At 36.2% G+C, this 20,306-nt stretch carries 19 protein-coding genes; 17 read left to right on the plus strand and 2 right to left on the minus strand.

Features of this window, described 5'->3' with window-relative positions; all coding sequences use genetic code 11:
- The first annotated feature begins 123 nt into the window (after window positions 1-123).
- From typA to holA, 9 genes are all read left to right on the plus strand, one after another.
- Window positions 124-1,968, plus strand: a complete 1,845-nt coding sequence (typA, locus tag LACWKB8_RS04165) for a translational GTPase TypA (RefSeq protein WP_038522398.1) — start codon at window positions 124-126, stop codon at window positions 1,966-1,968.
- 97 nt (window positions 1,969-2,065) lie between these two features.
- On the plus strand, window positions 2,066-3,247 hold the full coding sequence (locus LACWKB8_RS04170; protein WP_038522401.1) for an FtsW/RodA/SpoVE family cell cycle protein: 1,182 nt from the start codon (window positions 2,066-2,068) through the stop codon (window positions 3,245-3,247).
- Entirely contained in the window at window positions 3,244-3,585 is a 342-nt protein-coding gene (locus tag LACWKB8_RS04175; protein ID WP_038522403.1) for a YlbG family protein, read from the plus strand. The genes LACWKB8_RS04170 and LACWKB8_RS04175 overlap by 4 nt, the downstream gene beginning before the upstream one ends.
- On the plus strand, window positions 3,582-4,133 hold the full coding sequence (gene rsmD, locus LACWKB8_RS04180; protein ID WP_038522406.1) for a 16S rRNA (guanine(966)-N(2))-methyltransferase RsmD: 552 nt from the start codon (window positions 3,582-3,584) through the stop codon (window positions 4,131-4,133). Before LACWKB8_RS04175 ends, rsmD begins: the two co-directional genes overlap by 4 nt.
- Complete coding sequence (coaD, locus tag LACWKB8_RS04185) at window positions 4,133-4,627, plus strand: pantetheine-phosphate adenylyltransferase (protein WP_038522408.1); 495 nt, start codon at window positions 4,133-4,135, stop codon at window positions 4,625-4,627. The genes rsmD and coaD overlap by 1 nt, the downstream gene beginning before the upstream one ends.
- Complete coding sequence (locus LACWKB8_RS04190) at window positions 4,620-5,669, plus strand: SepM family pheromone-processing serine protease (RefSeq protein ID WP_038522411.1); 1,050 nt, start codon at window positions 4,620-4,622, stop codon at window positions 5,667-5,669. The genes coaD and LACWKB8_RS04190 overlap by 8 nt, the downstream gene beginning before the upstream one ends.
- 61 nt (window positions 5,670-5,730) lie before the next feature.
- Window positions 5,731-6,447 carry a helix-hairpin-helix domain-containing protein gene (locus LACWKB8_RS04195; protein ID WP_038522414.1) on the plus strand — a complete coding sequence of 239 codons (717 nt, stop codon included), beginning with the start codon at window positions 5,731-5,733 and terminating at the stop codon, window positions 6,445-6,447.
- Window positions 6,416-8,704, plus strand: coding sequence for a DNA internalization-related competence protein ComEC/Rec2 (locus LACWKB8_RS04200; protein WP_038522417.1), 2,289 nt, complete (start codon window positions 6,416-6,418; stop codon window positions 8,702-8,704). Before LACWKB8_RS04195 ends, LACWKB8_RS04200 begins: the two co-directional genes overlap by 32 nt.
- Entirely contained in the window at window positions 8,701-9,687 is a 987-nt protein-coding gene (gene holA / locus LACWKB8_RS04205) for a DNA polymerase III subunit delta (protein ID WP_038522419.1), read from the plus strand. The genes LACWKB8_RS04200 and holA overlap by 4 nt, the downstream gene beginning before the upstream one ends.
- 69 nt (window positions 9,688-9,756) lie before the next feature.
- Here holA and rpsT read toward each other — a convergent pair whose 3' ends face one another.
- On the minus strand, window positions 9,757-10,008 hold the full coding sequence (rpsT, locus tag LACWKB8_RS04210) for a 30S ribosomal protein S20 (RefSeq protein ID WP_038522422.1): 252 nt from the start codon (window positions 10,006-10,008) through the stop codon (window positions 9,757-9,759).
- A gap of 200 nt (window positions 10,009-10,208) precedes the next feature.
- Here rpsT and rpsO point away from each other — a divergent pair, with 200 nt between their 5' ends.
- The 7 genes from rpsO to yihA all read left to right on the plus strand — a co-directional run bounded on the left by rpsO (window position 10,209) and on the right by yihA (window position 18,081).
- Window positions 10,209-10,478, plus strand: coding sequence for a 30S ribosomal protein S15 (gene rpsO, locus LACWKB8_RS04215; RefSeq protein WP_038522425.1), 270 nt, complete (start codon window positions 10,209-10,211; stop codon window positions 10,476-10,478).
- 162 nt (window positions 10,479-10,640) lie between these two features.
- The gene (locus LACWKB8_RS04220; protein ID WP_038522428.1) at window positions 10,641-12,425 is read left to right on the plus strand and encodes a ribonuclease J; all 1,785 of its coding nucleotides are present in this window, start codon (window positions 10,641-10,643) and stop codon (window positions 12,423-12,425) included.
- Entirely contained in the window at window positions 12,425-13,258 is an 834-nt protein-coding gene (locus LACWKB8_RS04225; RefSeq protein ID WP_038522431.1) for a hypothetical protein, read from the plus strand. Before LACWKB8_RS04220 ends, LACWKB8_RS04225 begins: the two co-directional genes overlap by 1 nt.
- A 184-nt stretch (window positions 13,259-13,442) precedes the next feature.
- Window positions 13,443-14,633, plus strand: coding sequence for an elongation factor Tu (gene tuf / locus LACWKB8_RS04230; RefSeq protein ID WP_038522433.1), 1,191 nt, complete (start codon window positions 13,443-13,445; stop codon window positions 14,631-14,633).
- A 144-nt stretch (window positions 14,634-14,777) separates the two neighbouring features.
- Window positions 14,778-16,103, plus strand: a complete 1,326-nt coding sequence (tig, locus tag LACWKB8_RS04235) for a trigger factor (RefSeq protein WP_038522436.1) — start codon at window positions 14,778-14,780, stop codon at window positions 16,101-16,103.
- Window positions 16,104-16,226: 123 nt separating this feature from the next.
- The gene (clpX, locus tag LACWKB8_RS04240) at window positions 16,227-17,507 is read left to right on the plus strand and encodes an ATP-dependent Clp protease ATP-binding subunit ClpX (RefSeq protein ID WP_038522439.1); all 1,281 of its coding nucleotides are present in this window, start codon (window positions 16,227-16,229) and stop codon (window positions 17,505-17,507) included.
- Complete coding sequence (gene yihA / locus LACWKB8_RS04245; RefSeq protein WP_038522442.1) at window positions 17,497-18,081, plus strand: ribosome biogenesis GTP-binding protein YihA/YsxC; 585 nt, start codon at window positions 17,497-17,499, stop codon at window positions 18,079-18,081. Before clpX ends, yihA begins: the two co-directional genes overlap by 11 nt.
- A 38-nt stretch (window positions 18,082-18,119) precedes the next feature.
- Here yihA and LACWKB8_RS09325 read toward each other — a convergent pair whose 3' ends face one another.
- Window positions 18,120-18,248, minus strand: coding sequence for an SPJ_0845 family protein (locus tag LACWKB8_RS09325; RefSeq protein ID WP_255409528.1), 129 nt, complete (start codon window positions 18,246-18,248; stop codon window positions 18,120-18,122).
- A gap of 216 nt (window positions 18,249-18,464) precedes the next feature.
- Here LACWKB8_RS09325 and uvrC point away from each other — a divergent pair, with 216 nt between their 5' ends.
- The gene (gene uvrC, locus LACWKB8_RS04250; RefSeq protein ID WP_038522445.1) at window positions 18,465-20,267 is read left to right on the plus strand and encodes an excinuclease ABC subunit UvrC; all 1,803 of its coding nucleotides are present in this window, start codon (window positions 18,465-18,467) and stop codon (window positions 20,265-20,267) included.
- Window positions 20,268-20,306: the final 39 nt, after the last annotated feature.

Here is a 20,306-nt window from a genome sequence, read left to right on the forward strand (position 1 = left end):
TGGTAAAATCAATGAGCGTAAATATACAGATATGAAACACTTCGATTAGCATGTTTTTGACGTGCCGCCGAAACTGTGACATGGTCACAGTTTTTTTATTGAGGAGTGGAGGAGGAATTACTTTTGTCAGAAAAAAGAAGAAACGATATTAGGAATATAGCTATCATAGCTCACGTTGACCATGGTAAAACTACTTTGGTTAACCAATTATTGAAGCAATCCGACACTCTCCCTGAACATATGGCTCTGGAAGATCGGGCAATGGACTCAAACGATATTGAGCGTGAACGTGGTATTACTATTTTATCTAAAAACACTGCGGTTAAGTATGGCGATACTACAATCAATATCTTGGATACTCCGGGACATGCCGATTTTGGTGGCGAAGTTGAACGTATTATGCATATGGTAGATGGTGCCTTACTTTTAGTAGATGCTTATGAAGGAACTATGCCGCAAACTCGTTTCGTACTTAAAAAGGCATTAGAAGCTGGAGTTAAGCCCATTGTAGTTATTAATAAAATTGACCGTCCAGGTGCTCGTCCAAAAGAAGTTCTCGATGAAGTTTTGGAATTATTCATTGAATTAGGGGCAAACGATGAACAATTAGATTTCCCAGTTGTTTATGCTTCTGCATTAAATGGTACGTCCTCATACGATCCAGATCCAGCTAAGCAGAAAGAGACTATGAACCCTATATTTGATACGATTATCAAATCTATTCCTGCACCAATTGATAATTCTGATGAGCCTCTGCAATTCCAAATTACAATGCTTGACTGGGACGATTATGTTGGCCGAATTGGTGTTGGTCGTGTATACCGTGGTCGGGTCAAAGTTGGTGACAATATCACAGTTATGAAACGTGACGGTTCTACTCAAAACTTTAGAGTTACCAAATTATTTGGTTTCTTCGGCTTGAAGCGTAATGAAATCACTGAGGCAAAAGCTGGCGATATAATTGCTATCAGCGGTATTAACGATATTTTTGTTGGTGAAACTATTGCATCAGCAGAGAATCCTGAGGCATTGCCAATTCTGAAAATTGATCCGCCAACCTTGCAAATGGATTTTGTTGCCAATGATTCTCCTTTCTCAGGACGTGAAGGTGACAAGGTTACTCCTAAGAAATTGGAAGACCGTTTAATCAAGCAAACTCGGACTGATGTCTCATTAAGAGTTGAGCCTACTGATCAATTAAATGCCTGGACTGTTTCTGGTCGTGGTGAACTGCACCTTTCGATTTTAGTCGAAGAAATGCGTCGTGAAGGTTTTGAATTGCAACTGTCAAGACCAAAGGTTATTTACCGTGAAATTGACGGCAAAATGTGCGAACCATTTGAAGCAGTGCAAGTTGATACACCTGATGAGTATGTTGGTTCCGTAATTGATTCACTTTCTCAAAGAAAAGGTGAAATGAAAAATATGGCTTCAACGGGTAATAATCAAACTCGCTTAGACTTTTTGGTTCCTTCCCGTGGCTTAATTGGTTATAACAATGAATTTATGTCCCAAACAGGTGGTTACGGCATTATGAACCACAGTTTTGATTCATATAAACCAGTTGTGAAAAACTGGGAGCCGGGCCGTCAAAACGGTGCACTTGTGTCAATTAGCCAAGGCAAATCAACTACTTACTCTTTACAGACAGTTGAACAACGTGGAGAACTATTCATTGGTGCCGGTGTCGAAGTATATGAGGGAATGATTGTCGGCCAATCATCACGTGATCGTGATATTGCTGTTAATGTCATTAAGGGTAAAAATTTGACTAATACTCGTGCTGCCGGTAAGGACCATGCCGCTGCGATTAGAACTCCTAAGACTTTAACTCTGGAAGAAGCCATCGAATTTTTAAATGATGATGAATACTGTGAAGTAACACCAGATTCCATCAGATTAAGAAAGAAAATCCTGAACACTTCTGAGCGGCAAAAAGCTGATAAGAAACGCAATAAAAATAAATAAATTATTTAAGAAGGGCACTCACTGATGAAGTGGTGCCCTTTTTGTTTTATAATGCTTTATAATGAACGTGTATTAATCACAGGGAAGAGGTCAACTTGTGCGACAAAAACTTCACCATTTAAATTATAATATTTTGGTGCCTTATATATTATTGGTTGTTTTTGGCATAGTAATGGTTTATTCGGCCAGTTCTGATATTTTATTGGTAAATGGCTTCAATCCAGCTATCTACGGTATTCGACAAGCAATATACGCGTTTTGCGCAATTTTTTTGGTTGGTGCTCTGTGCTTTTTTTTAAAATTAGACATTTTCAAAAGTCGCAGATTTGTTGCCGGCTTTTTAGCTATATGTCTTTTAATGTTGTTTTATCTAATCTGTTTAAAACTTTTTAAGGGGTCTGCAGCTGCTGTTAACGGCTCGGTTGGCTGGATAGATTTGAAAATTATCAAAATACAACCTCTTGAAATAGCCAAGCTGTCCCTAGTAATCTATTTAGCATATTTTTTAGACCGCCACGATGGGTCCTTTAAGAAGGGGCACATTATTCAAAACCTCTCTAGACCGGCTATCTTAGCAGCATTTATGATGTTTCTGGTTATTCTTGAACCTGACTTTGGAGGTACTGCAGTACTGGCAATGATTGTGATTGTGATGTTTTCTGTTTCAGGTGTCCCTGCTAAAAACGCGGTGCTTTGTCTGATTGGAATCGGCATTAGTGTCTTTTTGTTAATATTTCTGATAATCAAGTGGAATCCAGAATTCTTGCAGGAAAGTTACCAGTATCGGCGTTTTCTTTCCTTTCTCCATCCTTTTGAATTAGAACAAAAGGGCGGAGCACAATTAGTTAATTCATATTATGCTATTCATAATGGTGGTCTCCTTGGCGTTGGATTAGGAAATAGTATGCAAAAAAGGGGCTACCTTCCTGAACCATATACTGATTTTATTCTGGCTATTATTGCCGAAGAAATTGGGGTAATAGGAGCTTTACTGGTTTTGGGACTGATATTTTACCTGATATTTAGCATAATGGAAATTGGCAACAAGGCATCTTCTCAATTCAATGCGCTGGTTTGTTTTGGCATTGCCACTATTATTTTTACCCAAACATTTTTTAACGTAGGGGCTGTTTTAGGCTTATTGCCCATCACGGGTGTTACTCTACCTTTTATTTCTTATGGTGGCTCATCTTTGCTCGTCCTTTCAGCTGCAATTGGTATTGTGTTAAATATTTCTGCTAATGAACGAATTAAAAAAGAGAAAGAAGAACTTAAATGAGTATTGAAAAAGATTTGGAACATAAAAATATTAATCAAAGACAGAGTTTGATTGTTTATTTAAAGTCTGTTAACAATCAATACAAATTACGACGTTATGGGGATATAGTTTATTTCTCCAAAAAATGTGCTTACTGCATTTTATATGTTAATCAAAAGGATGCTGATGAAATTAGGGAAGAACTAAACGCGCTTGATTTTGTCGACCAAGTTACGAAATCAAGTTGGGATCAGATTGATCTTTCAAGTGATCATATTGAAAAACAAATAAGTGATTTGGCTGTCCAAGCTGAAAAGAAGTTACAAGAAACACAGGAAGATATGGAACAATTGTTATGAGAATTATTTCTGGTAAATACGCCAAGCGCAATTTATACACTCTTAAGAGTCAAAAAACCAGACCAACAAGTGATAAAGTTAAAGAATCACTTTTTAACGCACTAGGTCAGTTTTTTTCAGGGGGCAACGTCTTAGACCTTTACGGTGGAAGCGGAGCCTTAGGAATTGAAGCAGTTTCAAGGGGATGTCACCATGCTGTAATAGTTGATATTAATTATCAAGCCGTAGAAATAATTCGTAAAAATGTTGCTCTTACTAAAGAACCTGATCGCTTTTCTATCTATAAAATGCCAAGTAATGTTGCTCTAAAGAAGCTGGCCAGTGACGGGCAAAAATTCGATTTGGTTTTTTTAGATCCGCCTTATGCCAAGCAACACATTGTGTCTGACATGAAAAAAATGCTTAAATTAGCTTTATTAGGCCAAGATGCAATTGTGGTGGCTGAAACTGATGATGAAACTGAATTAGGTCAGGTTGAAGGCTTTAAGTTAATGCAGGAAAAACATTTAGGTAAGACAATTGTGCGCTTTTATCGAAAGGAAAATTAATGAGTACCGCTATTTTTCCAGGAAGTTTTGATCCATTGACAAATGGTCATGTTGATATTATTCAGCAAGCTGCCAAGATTTTTGATCAAATTTATGTTGTAATAATGACTAATACGGCCAAGAAATATCTTTTTACTGAAAAAGAGAGACAATCCTTGGCACAGGATGCTGTCAAAGAAGAAAAAAATGTGACGGTTCTGTTAAGGCCAAATAGTTTAACGGTTGATGTTGCTCATGATCTTCAAGCTAATGTTATTATTCGGGGCGTCAGAAACAACGCTGATTTTTTATATGAACAACAAATTGCGGAAATGAATAAAGAAATAGCACCGGACGTAACTACTGTTCTATTTTTTACCAAACCAGAGAATAGTTTTGTTGCGTCCAGCATTGTGAAAGAAATTGCTAATTTTAATGGTGATACCAATCCATTTTTACCTGCTAAAGCAGCTGCAGCAATTAGGAAAAAAATAGGCAAAGAAAAAGATGAATGAACCAAAAAAATCGACCAAAAAAAGGAGCAGACTAAATAAGTTCCTCCTGTTAATTCTAACAGTCGCTGTAATATTTATTGGCTTAAATTGGCCAACCAATTATTATATTGAAATGCCCGGTAGCGCAGTGTCTACAGGACAATTTATGCGTAGCAACTCAAAGGCACCTAATAACTTTTATTTGGTTACCGTAAGTGAAACTAGTCAGCCAGCTTCAGTATGGCAATACCTTTTTAGTTTTACCCAAAAACATGTTAGCCAGGTTCCCAAAGAAGAACTGTTAGGCAGCGCCACAAATAGCCAGTATCAAGAACTGCAAAATTGGTATATGGAAACCAGTCAGCAAAATGCTATTTATTGTGCTGCTAAGAAAGCTGGACTTAAACCTAAGTTGCATTATCAAGGCGTTTATGTAATGCAAGTACAAAAAGGTTCGAGTTTTAGAAAAAAATTGCAAATTGGTGATACTGTTTTGGGCGCTAACGGTCATAGATTCCGTTCTACTGCAGAAATGATCAATTACCTGCAAAAGAGAAAAATCGGCTCAAAAGTACAGATAACAGTTCTCAGAGAGCAGAAAAAAATTGCTTTTACCGGTAAAATCGTTAAAGTCAAGGGAACAGGTAAGCCAGGTATTGGTATTCAATTAGTTGAGCATACTAAAGTTGAAACCAAGCCCAAGTTAACTATCAATGCAGGTGATATTGGTGGACCGTCTGCGGGTTTGATGTTTACGCTGACTAGTTATGAAATCTTCTCGGGTGAACATTTAGCAAAAGGGCATAAAATTGCTGGCACAGGCACTATTACTCCTTCTGGAAAAGTCGGCATCATTGGTGGAGTAGATAAAAAAGTGGTTGCTGCAGATAAGGCAGGTGCTGAAGTATTCTTTGCCCCTACTGATACTGGTGGATTGAAAAAGAGCGCCAATAATTATGTCGTCGCCAAAAAGACAGCTAAACAGATCGGAACAAAAATGAAAATTGTTCCTGTTCGTACTTTTGATGATGCTCTCAATTATTTACGTAAAAATTTCAAATAAAGTATAAAAAGCTCAAAATTTTTTGAGCTTTTTTCGTACTTAAAATTGGGAGTTGAAAACAATGGATTGGGAAAAAGTTAAAAATTTTATTGCACAATACAAACTCTATTTTATCGTGGGACTTGTTTTGCTAGTTTTAACTATTGTCATTTGGACAAGAAAAGAGACGCAAAAAGATGAATTGATCGATTTTAATGAGGATAAAAGTGCTGCCTGTGCCAATAAAGAAAGCCTTGATAATGACGAGAATGATAAAGAACAGGTAGAAGCCGCCGCAAAAAAACAAGTAATTGATAAACCGCAAAATGTTACGTGTGATATTTCCGGTGCAGTCAAAAATCAAGGTGTTTATACGTTAAAAAAAGGAGCTCGCTTAAATGAGCTAATCACTGCTGCAGGCGGATTAAAAACCAATGCCCAAATCAAAAATGTTAATCGGGCACTAATTTTGAATGATCAGGATAAAATTCGTATTCCCTATAAAGGTGAAAAGATCACTAAAAAGGCGATTGTTGAAACCTATTCTTCGGACAGTGCTGAAACAAATTCAGCTGAAGTGGCGAGCGAAACAAGTGTAGCTAAAAATAATAAAGTCAATATTAACACAGCGGACGCAGCTCAATTACAAAAACTGAATGGCATAGGTGAAAAAAAGGCTCAGCAAATTATTAGTTACCGGCAAGAAAATGGCCAGTTTAAAGCAATTGACGAACTTAAACAAGTTTCTGGAATAGGGGACAAAACTTTTGCAGGACTTAAGGATCAACTGGAAATTTAGCATTCTCAGACCAGGCTTTTTCTTGTTATTAGGACTTTTATTAATTGGTTTAAGTTTTATTATTTTTCTAAAACAAACTGTAACGCAAAAATTGGTCTGTTATGCTTTGATTAGCTTTTTAACATTATTATTATTTTATAAATTTAGCAACTTAAAATGGTTTATTTTACTGTCAGTATTTTTGTTGGCAATTATTTTCCATGTCGATAACAAAGAAACGAAATTTATGCTGACGCCTCATGCCACTGTCGACGTTTATCCTGATCAGGTTAAAATTTCGGATGATTGGTTTTCCGCTGAGGCAAAAGCACCGGGCGGCAGAATTTTAATTTCGGGAAAATTAACTCCTAATCAGCTTAGAAAAATTGCTCAGGGTTATCAAATTACTTTTTCTCATTTGGCTGGTGAGGTAAGTCAAATTGAGCCTGCTTCTAATTACGGGCAATTTGATTTACGCTCTTTTTATCGCAGCAAGAACATTATTCAACAAGTCAAATTGACTAGTTGCAATCTTACAGTAGAAAAAAGAGGGTTTTGGAATTATTTACATTATTTACGCTATCGTTTAAAGACTTACTTGCATAAAATGCCACCTATACTTTCTTTCTTCAGTTATGAACTGCTCTTAGGGGAAAACCCCAGTCAAGATTTTCAACCGATCTTAAATAATTATCGCGATCTTGGTGTCATTCATATTTTGAGTATTTCAGGCTTACATGTTGGTATTTATACCCTCGTAATTAGTACGATTTGTTATTTTTTCAAGTTGACTGAAAATGAAGCCTTTTGCTTTTGTTTACTCATTTTGCTGGTAGGGATATTTCTTTGTAATGGTCAAGCAGGTTTTGTGAGAGCAAGTTTGACTTATATTATTGGCAAGATTTTAACTTTAAATAAACTGCAAATAAATAAACCAGATTTGTTAGGGCTGACGGCGATAATTCATTTGCTTATCAATCCGCGTTTAATGCTCGGTACTGGTGCATTATTAAGTTACATCTTGGCACTAGGATTAGAATTAACAAATAAAATGACGAACTTTAAGCAATCTGTTGCTTTAAACATGCTCCTTTTACCTTTATTATTGTTTTATTTCTTCCAGTTTAATTTTCTAACGGTTATCTTTAATCTGATTATTGTGCCTTATTTTAATTGGGTAGTGATGCCGATGACATTTTTAAATTTAGTGGTATTTAAAATAACGCCGCATTTGAGTTGGCTGTTAGAAGGAATATTAGGAAAGGGTGAGCAATTAATTGCGCAGTTTTCTAAAACTCAGATCGGATTATTTACTTTTGGTAAAATCAATTGGTGGCAGTGCTTATTTTTGCTCTTACTAACTTCTGCATTATTAGTGGCTATTAATGAACAAACTTTTAGCATTAAATTTAAAAAATATCTTTTGAAAGGCACCTTGTTCTTTTATTTAATAGTCTTTTTCAGCATCCATTTTCCGTTGCAAGGACAGGTAACATTTATTGATGTTGGTCAAGGTGACAGCATATTAATATCTACTCCCTTATTTAGACGCGTTTTTCTGATTGATGTTGGTGGGAAATTAAACTTTAACGGTAAAAAAGTAACTCCGCAAGTTAATAAAATTACAATTCCATTTTTAAAAGCACAGGGAATAAGCAAGATTGATGGTATATTTTTAAGTCATCAAGATGCAGATCATGTGGGAGACTTGGGACCATTGCTGGATCAAGTTAAGGTAAAAAAATTATACATGGCTCAAGGACTTCTAGACAATCCTTCCTTTCGTAAACGGATTGCCTCGCGCATTGGTAAAAAGCAGGTTGTGCAATTATTAGCTGGGCAAAATGTTAAATATCCAGATATTTCTTTTGCAATTGTTTACCCGTTTAAGCCGGGTATTGGCAAAAATGAAGATTCTTTGTCATTAACATTTAAGTTAGACCGTAAGCAGTGGTTGTTTACTGGCGATCTCGGTCAAGCAGGGGAAGCAGAAATCATGGCTAAGTACCATTTACACGCAGATTACTTTAAGTTAGGTCATCATGGCAGTCGGACAGCCTCCAATCCGGATTTTTTAAAAGCTTTACAGCCGGAAAGAGTTTTTGTATCTGCCGGACGTCATAATAGGTTTGGCCACCCACATGAAGAAACTATTGGAACGCTGCAAAACCAACATATCTCATGGGCTTCCACTCAGGACTGTGGTATGATAACTTGGAACTATGGTGGATTAATGAAACCAAAATTTAAACAATTTTTACCGGTGGCAAAAAAATGACGTTACTTTCTTTATTTAAGAATTCCCAGCAAAACATTCTAAATACGCTCATTAGTGGGTCTGATTTTTTTTTAAACGACTATCTTGCTAAATCCTATCTGCAGGAAGAACGATTTTCAGACTATGAAAGGGTAATGGTTGATTGTGAAACAGATGGATTAGATAATTTAATTGCAGCTCTCACTGAATCAAGCCTTTTTAGTCAAAAAAAAGTGGTGACTGTTAAGAACCCTTTTTTTCTGACCGCTAAAGTACCACAAAAATATCATAAACAAGTTGAGCAATTACAAAATATTTTTGAAATTAGTTCCCAACTGGATGATGTGATAATAATGGTAGCGTCATATGAAAAACTGGATCGGCGCAAGAAAATAACTAAAATTATTACACAGAATTTTAACGTCGTTGAAGCCCAAGTAAAGCCCTATGAACTGAAAAAAGTAGTCAGAGGACTGATTACAAGTGAAAAATACCAAATAACAGACGATGCCCTTAAATTGCTTTTGGAGCGTAGCGATCAAGTGCTGGATACGGTTTTGAGTAACTACAATAAACTGAAAATGGCGGCAATCGATCAGAAAATCACAACAGCATTAGTTGAAAAGAACACTGATTTGTCATTAGCACAAAATATATTCGCTATTTTAGAAGTTGCTTTAAGGAAAAATTATCAAGAAGCACTAACACGTTTAGATAATCAACTACATAATGGTAACAGTCCAGTGCAGCTTTTAGCTGTTTTTGAAAACCAAATAGAGTTTATTTTGGTGGTAAAGGTGTTGCAATCCAGAGGGAGAAGTGAGGCGGAAATTGTGCGTGAGTTAGGTGTACACCCATTTCGAGTTAAGGTGGCTCTCAGGAATAACATAGGTTTACAAAAATTAGAAAAATTATTACAAGAAGCCATTAAACTTGATTTTAATTATAAAAACGGACAATATCACAGTGAGAATTTTTTAAGACTTTTTATCCTGAGTGTTTGATATTTACAGCAAAAAAAGACAGAAATGATATTCATTTCTGTCTTTTTTGATTATCAATAATCAAGATCATTATTTTGCAAGTTTTGCTAAACGACTCTTATCACGGTTAGCTTTGTTTTTGTGAATAAGACCTTTGGAAGCGGCCTTATCTAATGCACGAGCTGCTTCTACATGTAATTCGGAGGCGTTCTCAGCACCAGCTGCTTGAGCAGTCTTGAACTTCTTAATAGCAGTTCTTAATTTGTTCATTTGAGCGGCATTGCGCTTTCTAGTAGCATCTTGAGTCTTAACACGCTTAATAGCTGATTTAATTTGTGGCATAAAAATTCACCTCCATCAATCGTAATTCTACTTTATAGATTATACTGAAAGATAAATGCAGATGCAAGATAAATTATACTTGCTTTTTAAAAAAATTGTCTGTATTATACTATTGTTGTGAACCGTTAACGCTGTTTGCGCGCTCACACCTGACGGTTAACGTTGTTAACGGCAATTATTCTAGTGAAAGGTGAAAAATAATGGCAATTTCAAAAGCAGAAAAAGATGAAATAATTAAAAATTTTGCGACTCACGAAGGTGACACTGGTTCAACTGAAGTTCAAGTTGCAATCTTGACTACAGATATTAACAATCTGACTGAGCACATGAGAAATCACTCACATGATCACCACTCTTATGTTGGTTTGTTAAAGAAAATTGGTCACCGTCGTAACTTGCTTCGTTATTTACAGAATAAGGATATTAATCGTTATCGTGAATTAATTAAGAAATTAGGTTTACGTCGTTAATTTCATTTGAAATGTCAAAAAGCTGGTTCAAAGTTTTGAACTGGCTTTTTTATTTTTGTCAAACTGCTATTTTATGCTAGAATAAAAAAAGATACTTTTTACGTTGTGATCACACGATCCCTAAATAACAACTGAATAGAAAATTAAAGAAAAGGAAATATAATGACTGATCAAGTTAAAATTATGATTCTGAGCGGTGTTCGTGAACAAGGAAAAGACATGTTCGCCGTTCAAGTTAATGATGAAATTTTTGTTCTTGATGCCGGTCTTAAATACCCTGATAGTACGTTGTTTGGAATTGATTTGGTTATTCCAGATCTGGACTTTTTTGAACAATACGGCGATCAGGTTGTCGGCATCTTTTTAACACACGGACATGCTGATTCTATCGGCGCTTTGCCTTATATCTTACGTCAGTACGACATACCCGTTTTTGGCTCACAACTAACAATTGAACTAGCCAAGATTACTGTTAAACGCGAAAATAAACGTTGCAAAAATAGTCTTTTTCATGTGATTGATGCAGATACTGAGATTGAATTTAAGAATGCTAATATCTCATTTTTCCCTACAACACACTCTATTCCTGACTCTTTGGGAATTGATGTGCATACCCCTGCAGGTGAAGTTGTTTACACGGGAGATTTCAAATTTGATCCTTCAGCAGCACCCAAATACCGCACGGATCTGGATCGTTTAGCGGAAATAGCACATAAAAAGGTATTGGCACTGTTAAGTGATTCTTCCAATGCTGAAGCATCACTTCCTAACGTTGCAGAACAAGATATTGGGGATTATGTAACGAATGTTTTTCGTAATGCCAAGGGCAGAGTAATTGTAGCGGCTAAAGCCTCCAATTTAATCAGAATTCAAGAAGTATTAAATGCCGCCCATAAAACTGGTAGACGTGTTCTATTGACTGGCAGAGACTTAGCTAAAATAGTGCGAACAGCTATGAGCTTGGGTTATCTAACAGTTCCTAAAGGTCTGTTAATGCGGGTTAAAAATTTAAAAGAAACTCCTGATGAAAAAACCGTCATTCTTGAAACGGGTCAAATGGGAGAACCTTTAAATTCCTTGCAAAAAATGGCTAAAAAGCGCCATAGCATGATCACAATTCATAAAGGTGATTTGGTTTTTATTGCTACAACACCGTCGCATTCTGTTGAAACTATTGTGGCGCAAACCAGCGATCTGGTTTATCGTGCTGGAGGCACTGTTATCCAGCTAGGTAAAGCTAAACACACTAGTGGTCACGCTACCGGCAGAGATCTCCAACTTCTAATTGGTATCTTAAAGCCCCAGTTTTTAATTCCTGTAATTGGTGAATACAGACTGCTTGAGGTTCATAAAGATTTAGCTATCAGAGCCGGAATAAAAAGAGAAAATATTTTTATCACGAAAAATGGTGATTGCTTAAGCTACGATTTTAACCAAGAACGACTTTACCTGACTGATCCGGTTCCAGGAGAAGATACAATGATTGACGGCTCCGGCATTGGCGATGTTGGTAACATCGTACTGCGCGATCGTGAAGTATTGTCAGATGATGGTATTTTTATTGCTGTAGTTACGATTGACCGGCGTAAGAAAAAAATTATAGCTCAACCACAGGTAACAAGCCGGGGATTTGTTTATATTAAAGCCAACCAGCAGTTAATGCGTGACAGCATTGAATTGATTAGAAAAACTATTAAAAACAATTTTGAACATAAAAAATTTGATTGGACTGAAATTAAACAAGATGTTCGTAACGATTTGGAAAAGTTTTTATATCGTAAAACAAATCGCAGACCAGTGGTTTTACCAGTAGTAATGGAAGTTAATCAGAATCGCCACCGTGCTATGCAAAAAAGAAATAACAAAAATGAGCAGGCGAAGGAAGAAACCCATCATCCAGTTGATGTTAATAAGACTGGCCAAAGGATTGTCAAGAAAGATAAATAATGACGTCGTTGAGTCAAAAAAATTTGCTTAATTTGGCAAATAAAGTTGCAGCAAATGGTGACTTTCCCCAAGCAGTTCAATATTTGGAAGAAGCTTTAAGAGATGGCTACAGTGATACAATTGTTCTCAATCTTTGTCAGATGTACATTAAGAATGGGCAGAATTATTCAGCCTATGAACTAATTAAAGAAGAAAAAGATTTATTTACTGATGCCCAAGTTTTCTCTGTTTATAGTAAAGTTTTACAGGCGAATAACTTTTTGATTGAAGCACTTGAAGTGAAAAATATTACCGGTTATGATTTGCCGGATAAAATCCAGCCTGTTCCTTTAAAAGAGCAGCAGCAAATAATGCTCAATTTTAAAGGAAAAAGCAAACCGACAAAATTTGACTATGAGCAACTTTTTAAACTTGATTTAATTAACTTCCAAAATTATGCTCAAAGCTTACTAATTGATCCTAGCTTGAATTTTGCTAGCCGCATAGTTTTATGTGAGGATTTATTTCGCTTAGGCATTAAGGAAAAGTTCAAGGTATTAGTGTTAGGGCAGACTGAGGAGTTTATCCCGCAAAAAATTAACTTGCTTGAAAAAGAGCCGATTTATCGTGAAGTTGTTTCTGGTATTGGATCGAGATATTATCATAAACCGAGCCAACTTCCAGCCGTTTTAGGCGAAGTAAATTTGATTTTAGGCAGTCTTTATCCTAAACTAAGTAAGTATGTTGATGATCCGGATAGTTTTGCCAGTGATATTGCTTCATATATTGAAAACCAGGATGGTAGGAGCAATCAAAAACTGTTTGAGAGAATCGATCATAATATATCCGAATAAAATTGGATAAATACCTTTACTTTTTCAAAGTATTTAGTATAATAGCAAAGGACGTTTTCATTAGGCATGGCTCTATGCATTAAAATACTAGGCATTTGCCAATGAAAGTAGTACAATATTCAACAGAGAACTATCCGTTACTTACTCAACGGACTTCTTGCAAATTTACAGGAGGGTCATTTTAATGGCAGAAAAAGAACATTACGTTAGAACAAAGCCACACGTAAACATTGGTACTATCGGTCACGTTGACCATGGTAAAACCACTTTAACAGCGGCTATTACTAAAGTTTTATCAGAAAAGGGCTTGGCTAAGGCTGAAGATTACTCAGAAATCGATGCTGCGCCAGAAGAAAAAGAACGTGGTATTACTATTAATACCGCTCACGTAGAGTACGAAACTGAAAATCGTCACTACGCCCACATGGATGCCCCAGGTCACGCTGACTACATCAAGAACATGATTACTGGTGCTGCTCAAATGGATGGAGCTATCTTAGTTGTTGCGGCAACTGATGGTCCTATGCCTCAAACTCGTGAACACATTTTGCTTGCTCGTCAAGTTGGTGTTAACTACATCGTTGTTTTCTTAAACAAGACTGACTTAGTTGACGACCCAGAATTGATCGACTTAGTTGAAATGGAAGTTCGTGACTTATTAACTGAATACGATTACCCTGGTGATGATATTCCAGTTATCCGTGGCTCAGCTTTGAAGGCATTACAAGGCGACAAGGAACAAGAAGAAGTTATTTTGAAGTTGATGGATACAGTTGATGAATATATCCCAACTCCAGAACGTCAAACTGACAAGCCTTTCTTAATGCCAGTTGAAGATGTCTTCACTATTACTGGTCGTGGTACTGTTGCTTCTGGTCGTATTGACCGTGGTACAGTTAAGATCGGTGATGAAGTTGAAATTGTTGGTTTAGTTGATAAAGTTCTTAAATCAGTTGTTACTGGTTTGGAAATGTTCCACAAGACTTTGGACTTAGGTGAAGCCGGAGATAATGTCGGTGTATTGCTTCGTGGTATTGACCGTGACCAAGTTGTTCGTGGACAAGTTCTAGCTGCACCTGGCTCAATTCAAACTCACCACGAGTTTAAGGGTCAAGTTTACGTACTGAAGAAGGAAGAAGGAGGACGTCATACTCCATTCTTCTCAGACTACCGTCCACAATTCTATTTCCACACTACTGATATTACAGGTGAAATTGAATTACCAGAAGGTACTGAAATGGTTATGCCTGGTGATAACACAGAGTTTACTGTTAACTTAATTAAACCAGCAGCCATTGAAAAGGGTACTAAGTTCACTATCCGTGAAGGTGGTCGTACTGTTGGTGCTGGTCAAGTTACTGAAATTCTTGACTAGTTCGTTAAAAGACAGTTTAAAAAGATGTACTTCTTCATAGAAGTACATCTTTTTTTGTCTAAATTTGTTTTTTACGAGCGTTTAATGTAAGATAATTTAGTATGTAACGATGCAATTTAACTTGACATTGGAGGTATTTAATTAATGTCTGTAAAATGGAATAAAACCGATAAAACTACCGGTGAACTTACTTTTGATATTCCCCAAGCTGAAGTGAAGCGTGGGCTAGATCAAGCATTTAAGAGAGTGAAAAATAGTCTGCGTGTCCCGGGCTTTAGAAAAGGACACGTTTCCCGTGTTATTTTTGATCAATATTACGGTGAAGAATCATTATATGAAGACGCATTAAACATCGTTTTACCAGCAGCATATTCTGCTGCTATCAAAGAAGCTGATGTTGCTGCTGTTGGTCAACCTCAAATTTTGCCTGTTTCAATGGAAAAGGGCAAGGATTGGCAAATGAAAGCCACAGTTACTGTTGAACCAGAAGTTAAATTAGGTGAATACAAGGGAATTGAAGTTCCTAAGCAAAATACTCGCGTTTATGCCAAAGATATCGATGCCAAGCTGAAGGAAGAACGCGAAAAGAATGCTGAATTAGTCTTGAAAAAGAGCGCTGCAGCTAAGGGCGATACCGTAACTATTGACTATAAAGGTACAATTGACGGCAAAGCTTTTGATGGTGGCTCTGCAGACGATTACTCACTTGAACTAGGTTCTAACACATTTATCCCTGGCTTTGAAGACCAATTGATTGGTCATAAAGCTGGAGATGATGTTGATGTTGTTGTAACTTTCCCTGAAGATTATGGTGCAAAAGATTTAGCTGGAAAAGAAGCTCACTTTGCAACTAAGATTCATGAAGTAAAATCAAAGCAATTACCTAAATTAGATGATGAATTTGCTAAAGATGTAGATGACTCGGTAGATACTCTTGATGACCTCAAAGAAAAGATCAAGAAGGACTTGAAAGCTCAAAAAGAAGATTCTGCAAAAGAAGAAATTGAGCAAGCAGCTATCGAAGGTGCAGTTAATAACGCTACCATTGATAAAATTCCAGATGCAATGATTCAAGAAGATATTAATACCCAAATGAATCAATATCTAGGAAATATGCAACGCCAAGGTATTAGTCCAGAAACTTACTACAAGATAACTAATACTACTGAAGCACAATTACGCTCACAATTTGCCAAGGATGCTGAAGAAAGAGTAAAAACTAACTTGGTTCTTGAAGCTATTGTCAAAAAAGAAGAAATTAAAGCTTCAAAAGAAGAAATTGACAAGGAAATTAAGAACTTAGCCAGTGAATACAACATGGACGAAAAGACTGTCCGTAATACTCTGACTGATGATATGCTTTCTCATGACATTAATGTGCGTAAAGCAATTGACATTGTTGCTGACAGCGCAAAGCAAGTTGCAAAATCCAAAATAAAAGAAGACGAAAAAAAGTCTGATAAAAAATAGGATTTATCTCTGAAATACTGAGGCAGTGTCATACTGCCTTTTTATTTTATCTCCGAGCAAAAAATTCATGTATAGCCTCTATTTTATGCTAACCTTAGAGTTGAAGATATGAGGAGGAATATGATGGCATCACAATTTACTGATCAACAAGAGGAAATTAAATGTTCCTTTTGTGATAAAACACAAGATCAAGTTAAAAAGATGATTGCTGGTAATGGTGTTTATATTTGTAATGAGTGTGTGGATTTATCAAAAAGAATTATTGATGATGAATTAAAATCTGACTCATTAAAAAAGGCACGTGATTTACCTAAGCCAATGGAAATAAAAAAGCAGCTTGATCAATATGTTATTGGGCAAGAACGTGCTAAAAAAATTCTTTCGGTTGCTGTATATAATCACTATAAACGTGTTACCCAAATGGACGTAGATTCTTCAACCGAATTACAAAAATCTAATATTGCTTTGATCGGACCAACTGGGTCAGGAAAAACTTATTTAGCCCAAACATTGGCTAAAATATTGGATGTGCCTTTTGCTATTGCAGATGCAACTACTTTAACTGAAGCTGGTTATGTCGGCGAAGACGTTGAAAACATTTTGCTTAAGTTATTGCAAAATGCCGATTATGATATTGAGCGTGCAGAACGCGGCATTGTTTATATAGATGAAATCGATAAAATTTCTAAAAAGTCTGAAAATGTCTCAATTACGCGTGACGTTTCTGGCGAAGGTGTACAACAATCTTTACTGAAAATTTTGGAAGGTACAATTGCTTCTGTGCCACCTCAAGGTGGTCGTAAGCATCCACAGCAAGAATTAATTCAGATTGACACTACGAATATCTTATTTATTGTCGGTGGTGCTTTTGACGGTATTGAGCAGATCGTTAAAAGTCGTCTGGGCAAAAAAATAATAGGTTTTAGTGCCGAAAATGAATTGAATAAAGTTCAGGATGATTCCTGGACAGAACATCTGACGACAGGTGACTTGGTTAAATTTGGCTTAATTCCGGAATTTATCGGAAGAATACCTATAATTGCTACTTTGGATAAACTTGACAGTGCTGATTTAGTAAGAATTTTGACTGAGCCAAAGAATGCTTTAGTCAAACAATATAAGAAACTATTGTCACTTGATCAAGTCAACTTAGAGTTCACTGAGGAAGCCTTAAATGCGATAGCTGATTTGGCAATCGAACGTAATATGGGCGCTCGTGGTTTACGTACTATAATAGAAAATGCGATGATGGGTATCATGTATAAAACGCCAAGTGAACCAGACATTGAAAAAGTAAAAGTTACTAAAGATGTAATTGAGAGTAACGCTGAGCCTGAAGTAACTCGCCGTGAAGATGATAATCCAGAAGATAATTTGGAAATAAAGGCTGCTAATGATCATTAAAAATAGTTCATACGCTATTAGTGCAGTCCGAGAGGAACAATATCCAACTGATAATTTACCGGAAATTGCGCTTTCAGGACGCTCAAATGTGGGTAAATCAAGCTTAATTAACACATTGTTAGGCCGTAAAAATTTAGCGCGGACGTCGGGTCAACCGGGTAAGACGCAAACACTAAATTTTTATCTAGTTAATGATGATTTTTACTTAGTTGATGTTCCTGGATATGGTTATGCCAGAGTTTCGCAAAAGAAAAGACAGCAGTTCGGCGAAATGATTCAAGATTATCTGGAAACCAGAGCAAACTTGCAAGGTTTAATCATTTTAATCGATGGTCGCCACGATCCTACAAAAGATGATATAGCCATGTATAATTATGCGCTTTATTTAAATCTACCGATTTTGGTGGTTTGCACAAAAATTGACAAGATTAAGAAAAATCAGCGAAATCAGGTCATCAGTGCATTAAGTCATAAGCTTGATCTAAAGCACGATAACGTGGAAGTCCTTACTTTTAGTTCAGTTCAAAAATTACATGTCAAAGAAGTGTGGCAATGGATTGAACAAAATCTGTAAATTTGTAAGAAAAAATGGTTCTCTTAGGAGAACCATTTTTATTTATCCTTTTGTTTGTCTTTTTCGTCTTTGTCTTTGGTGAACTTTTTCTTTTTATCTTTTGGCACTGTCGCAAATTTATCGAATAGTTTTTCTAGTTCATCTTGTTTTTTGAATGTTAAACCCATAATTAAATTCCTTCCTGATTTCATTATAATAAAAATAATATTAAGTAGCTAGCTAGATTTTTGATCTAAGTTTAAATAATATTATTTATGTAAAGTAAACAGATAATGATTATAATAATTTAAGTAATAGCATAAAGTGTTTAATGAGCAAAAGCAAATTTCAAACGGTAAATTATATGTTAAAATAATATAGCTGATTTTGGAGGGAGTGATTTTTTGGCATCGCAATTAATTGAAAATAAATTAAAACTATTACCGGCTAAACCAGGCTGTTACTTGATGAAGGATGTTAACGGTAAAGTAATTTATGTCGGCAAGTCAAAAAATCTGAAAAGTCGTGTACGTTCTTATTTTAAAAGTACTCAGGTTGGAAGACGTGCTGAATTAGTTGAAAATATTAGTGACTACGATATCATCACGGTTTCGACAGATAAGGAAGCATTTTTACTTGAAGTAACATTAATTAAGAAGTATCAGCCATACTATAATGTACAATTAAAGCAAGGTACAGGTTATCCTTATATTGAGATTACTAACGAGCGAGATCCTCAAACAAAATTAACTAGTATTATTAGAAAAGATGGGGGCTATTATTTTGGTCCTTACCCGAATGTTTACGCTGCTCAGGCTACACTCAAATTCATCCAGAAAGTTTTTCCGTTAAGGCGTTGTCATGGTAAACAAGGTAGACCTTGTTTATATTATCATATGGGTCAATGCCTGGGCGCCTGCTTTAAAAATGTACCCAAATCAGTTTATGCCGCTCAAATCAAAAAGATCAAAAGTTTTCTGAACGGTGATATTGGTTGGGTCAAAAAAGACCTTAATCAAAGGATGGAAACTGCATCTCAAAACCTGGAATTTGAGCGCGCAGCTGAAATTCGCGATCAACTTAATTACATTGAAGAAACCGTTGAAAAGCAAAAAATAATTTCTAATGACAATACACAACGTGACATTTTTAACTTTTACGTTGATAAATCTTGGATTGCCATTCAAATTTTCTTTTTAAGACAAGCTAAGCTGCTCAGAAGCGAAACTAGGATGTATCCGTTAACTGATACTAATGATCCTGAAGACACATTTTCCTCGTTTATTGTGCAATTTTACGGGCAAAGAAATAGAATACTGCCTAAAGAAGTTCTTGTACCTGCCAAAATTGATAACGAAGCTCTAAGCGAGGTTTTACACGTACCGGTGAGAACGCCAAAAAGAGGGCAAAAGCGTTCCTTATTAAATATGGCAAAAGACAATGCCAAACTCAAACTGGACGAAAAATTTCGCTTGCTGGAATTAGGCAATAGAAAAACTAAGGGAGCACAGAAAGAAATTTTTGATTCCTTGGGGTTGCCTTATGGTCATGTCATTGAGAGTTTCGACCATTCACATATTCAAGGAGCTGACCCAGTTTCGGCTTTGGTAGTTTTTAGAGACGGCGAACCGGACAAAAATTCATACCGGAAATATAAATTAAAGGGCGAAGTCGAGCATCAAAATGGTGGTGATGAAGTGCGCAATACCCGTGAGGTTGTCCGCAGGCGATACAGCAGATTACTTAAAGAGCATAAACCAATGCCGGATTTAATTTTAATGGACGGTGGTCAAATTCAGGTTGATGCGTGTGAAGATATTTTAAGAAATGAGCTAGACCTTAACATTCCAGTAGCTGGCATGGTTAAAGATAATAAGCACCGCACAAATCATCTTTTGTATGGAGATCCTATTAATGGTGTACCCTTAAAGTTAATTCCGTTAGATCCTAAATCACAGGGCTTTTATTTGATGACTAGAATTCAGGATGAAGTACACCGCTTTGCAATTACCTTTCATAGAAAAACACATGCCAAAAATGCACTGTCAAGTAAACTTGATTCTATTAAAGGGATTGGTCCTAAAAGCAGGAATAAGCTATTAAGACATTTTGGCTCCTTGAGAAAAATCAAGGAAGCTTCAATTGATGAATTGCGCTCTGTCGGTTTGACGTTACCGCAGGCTCAAACTGTTAAATTAACGTTGTAATTATTGATTTAAACCCAAATTCCACTAAGCTTTTGTGGT

The sequence above is a fragment of the Lactobacillus sp. wkB8 genome (genome assembly GCF_000761135.1).
GTDB lineage: Bacteria > Bacillota > Bacilli > Lactobacillales > Lactobacillaceae > Lactobacillus > Lactobacillus helsingborgensis.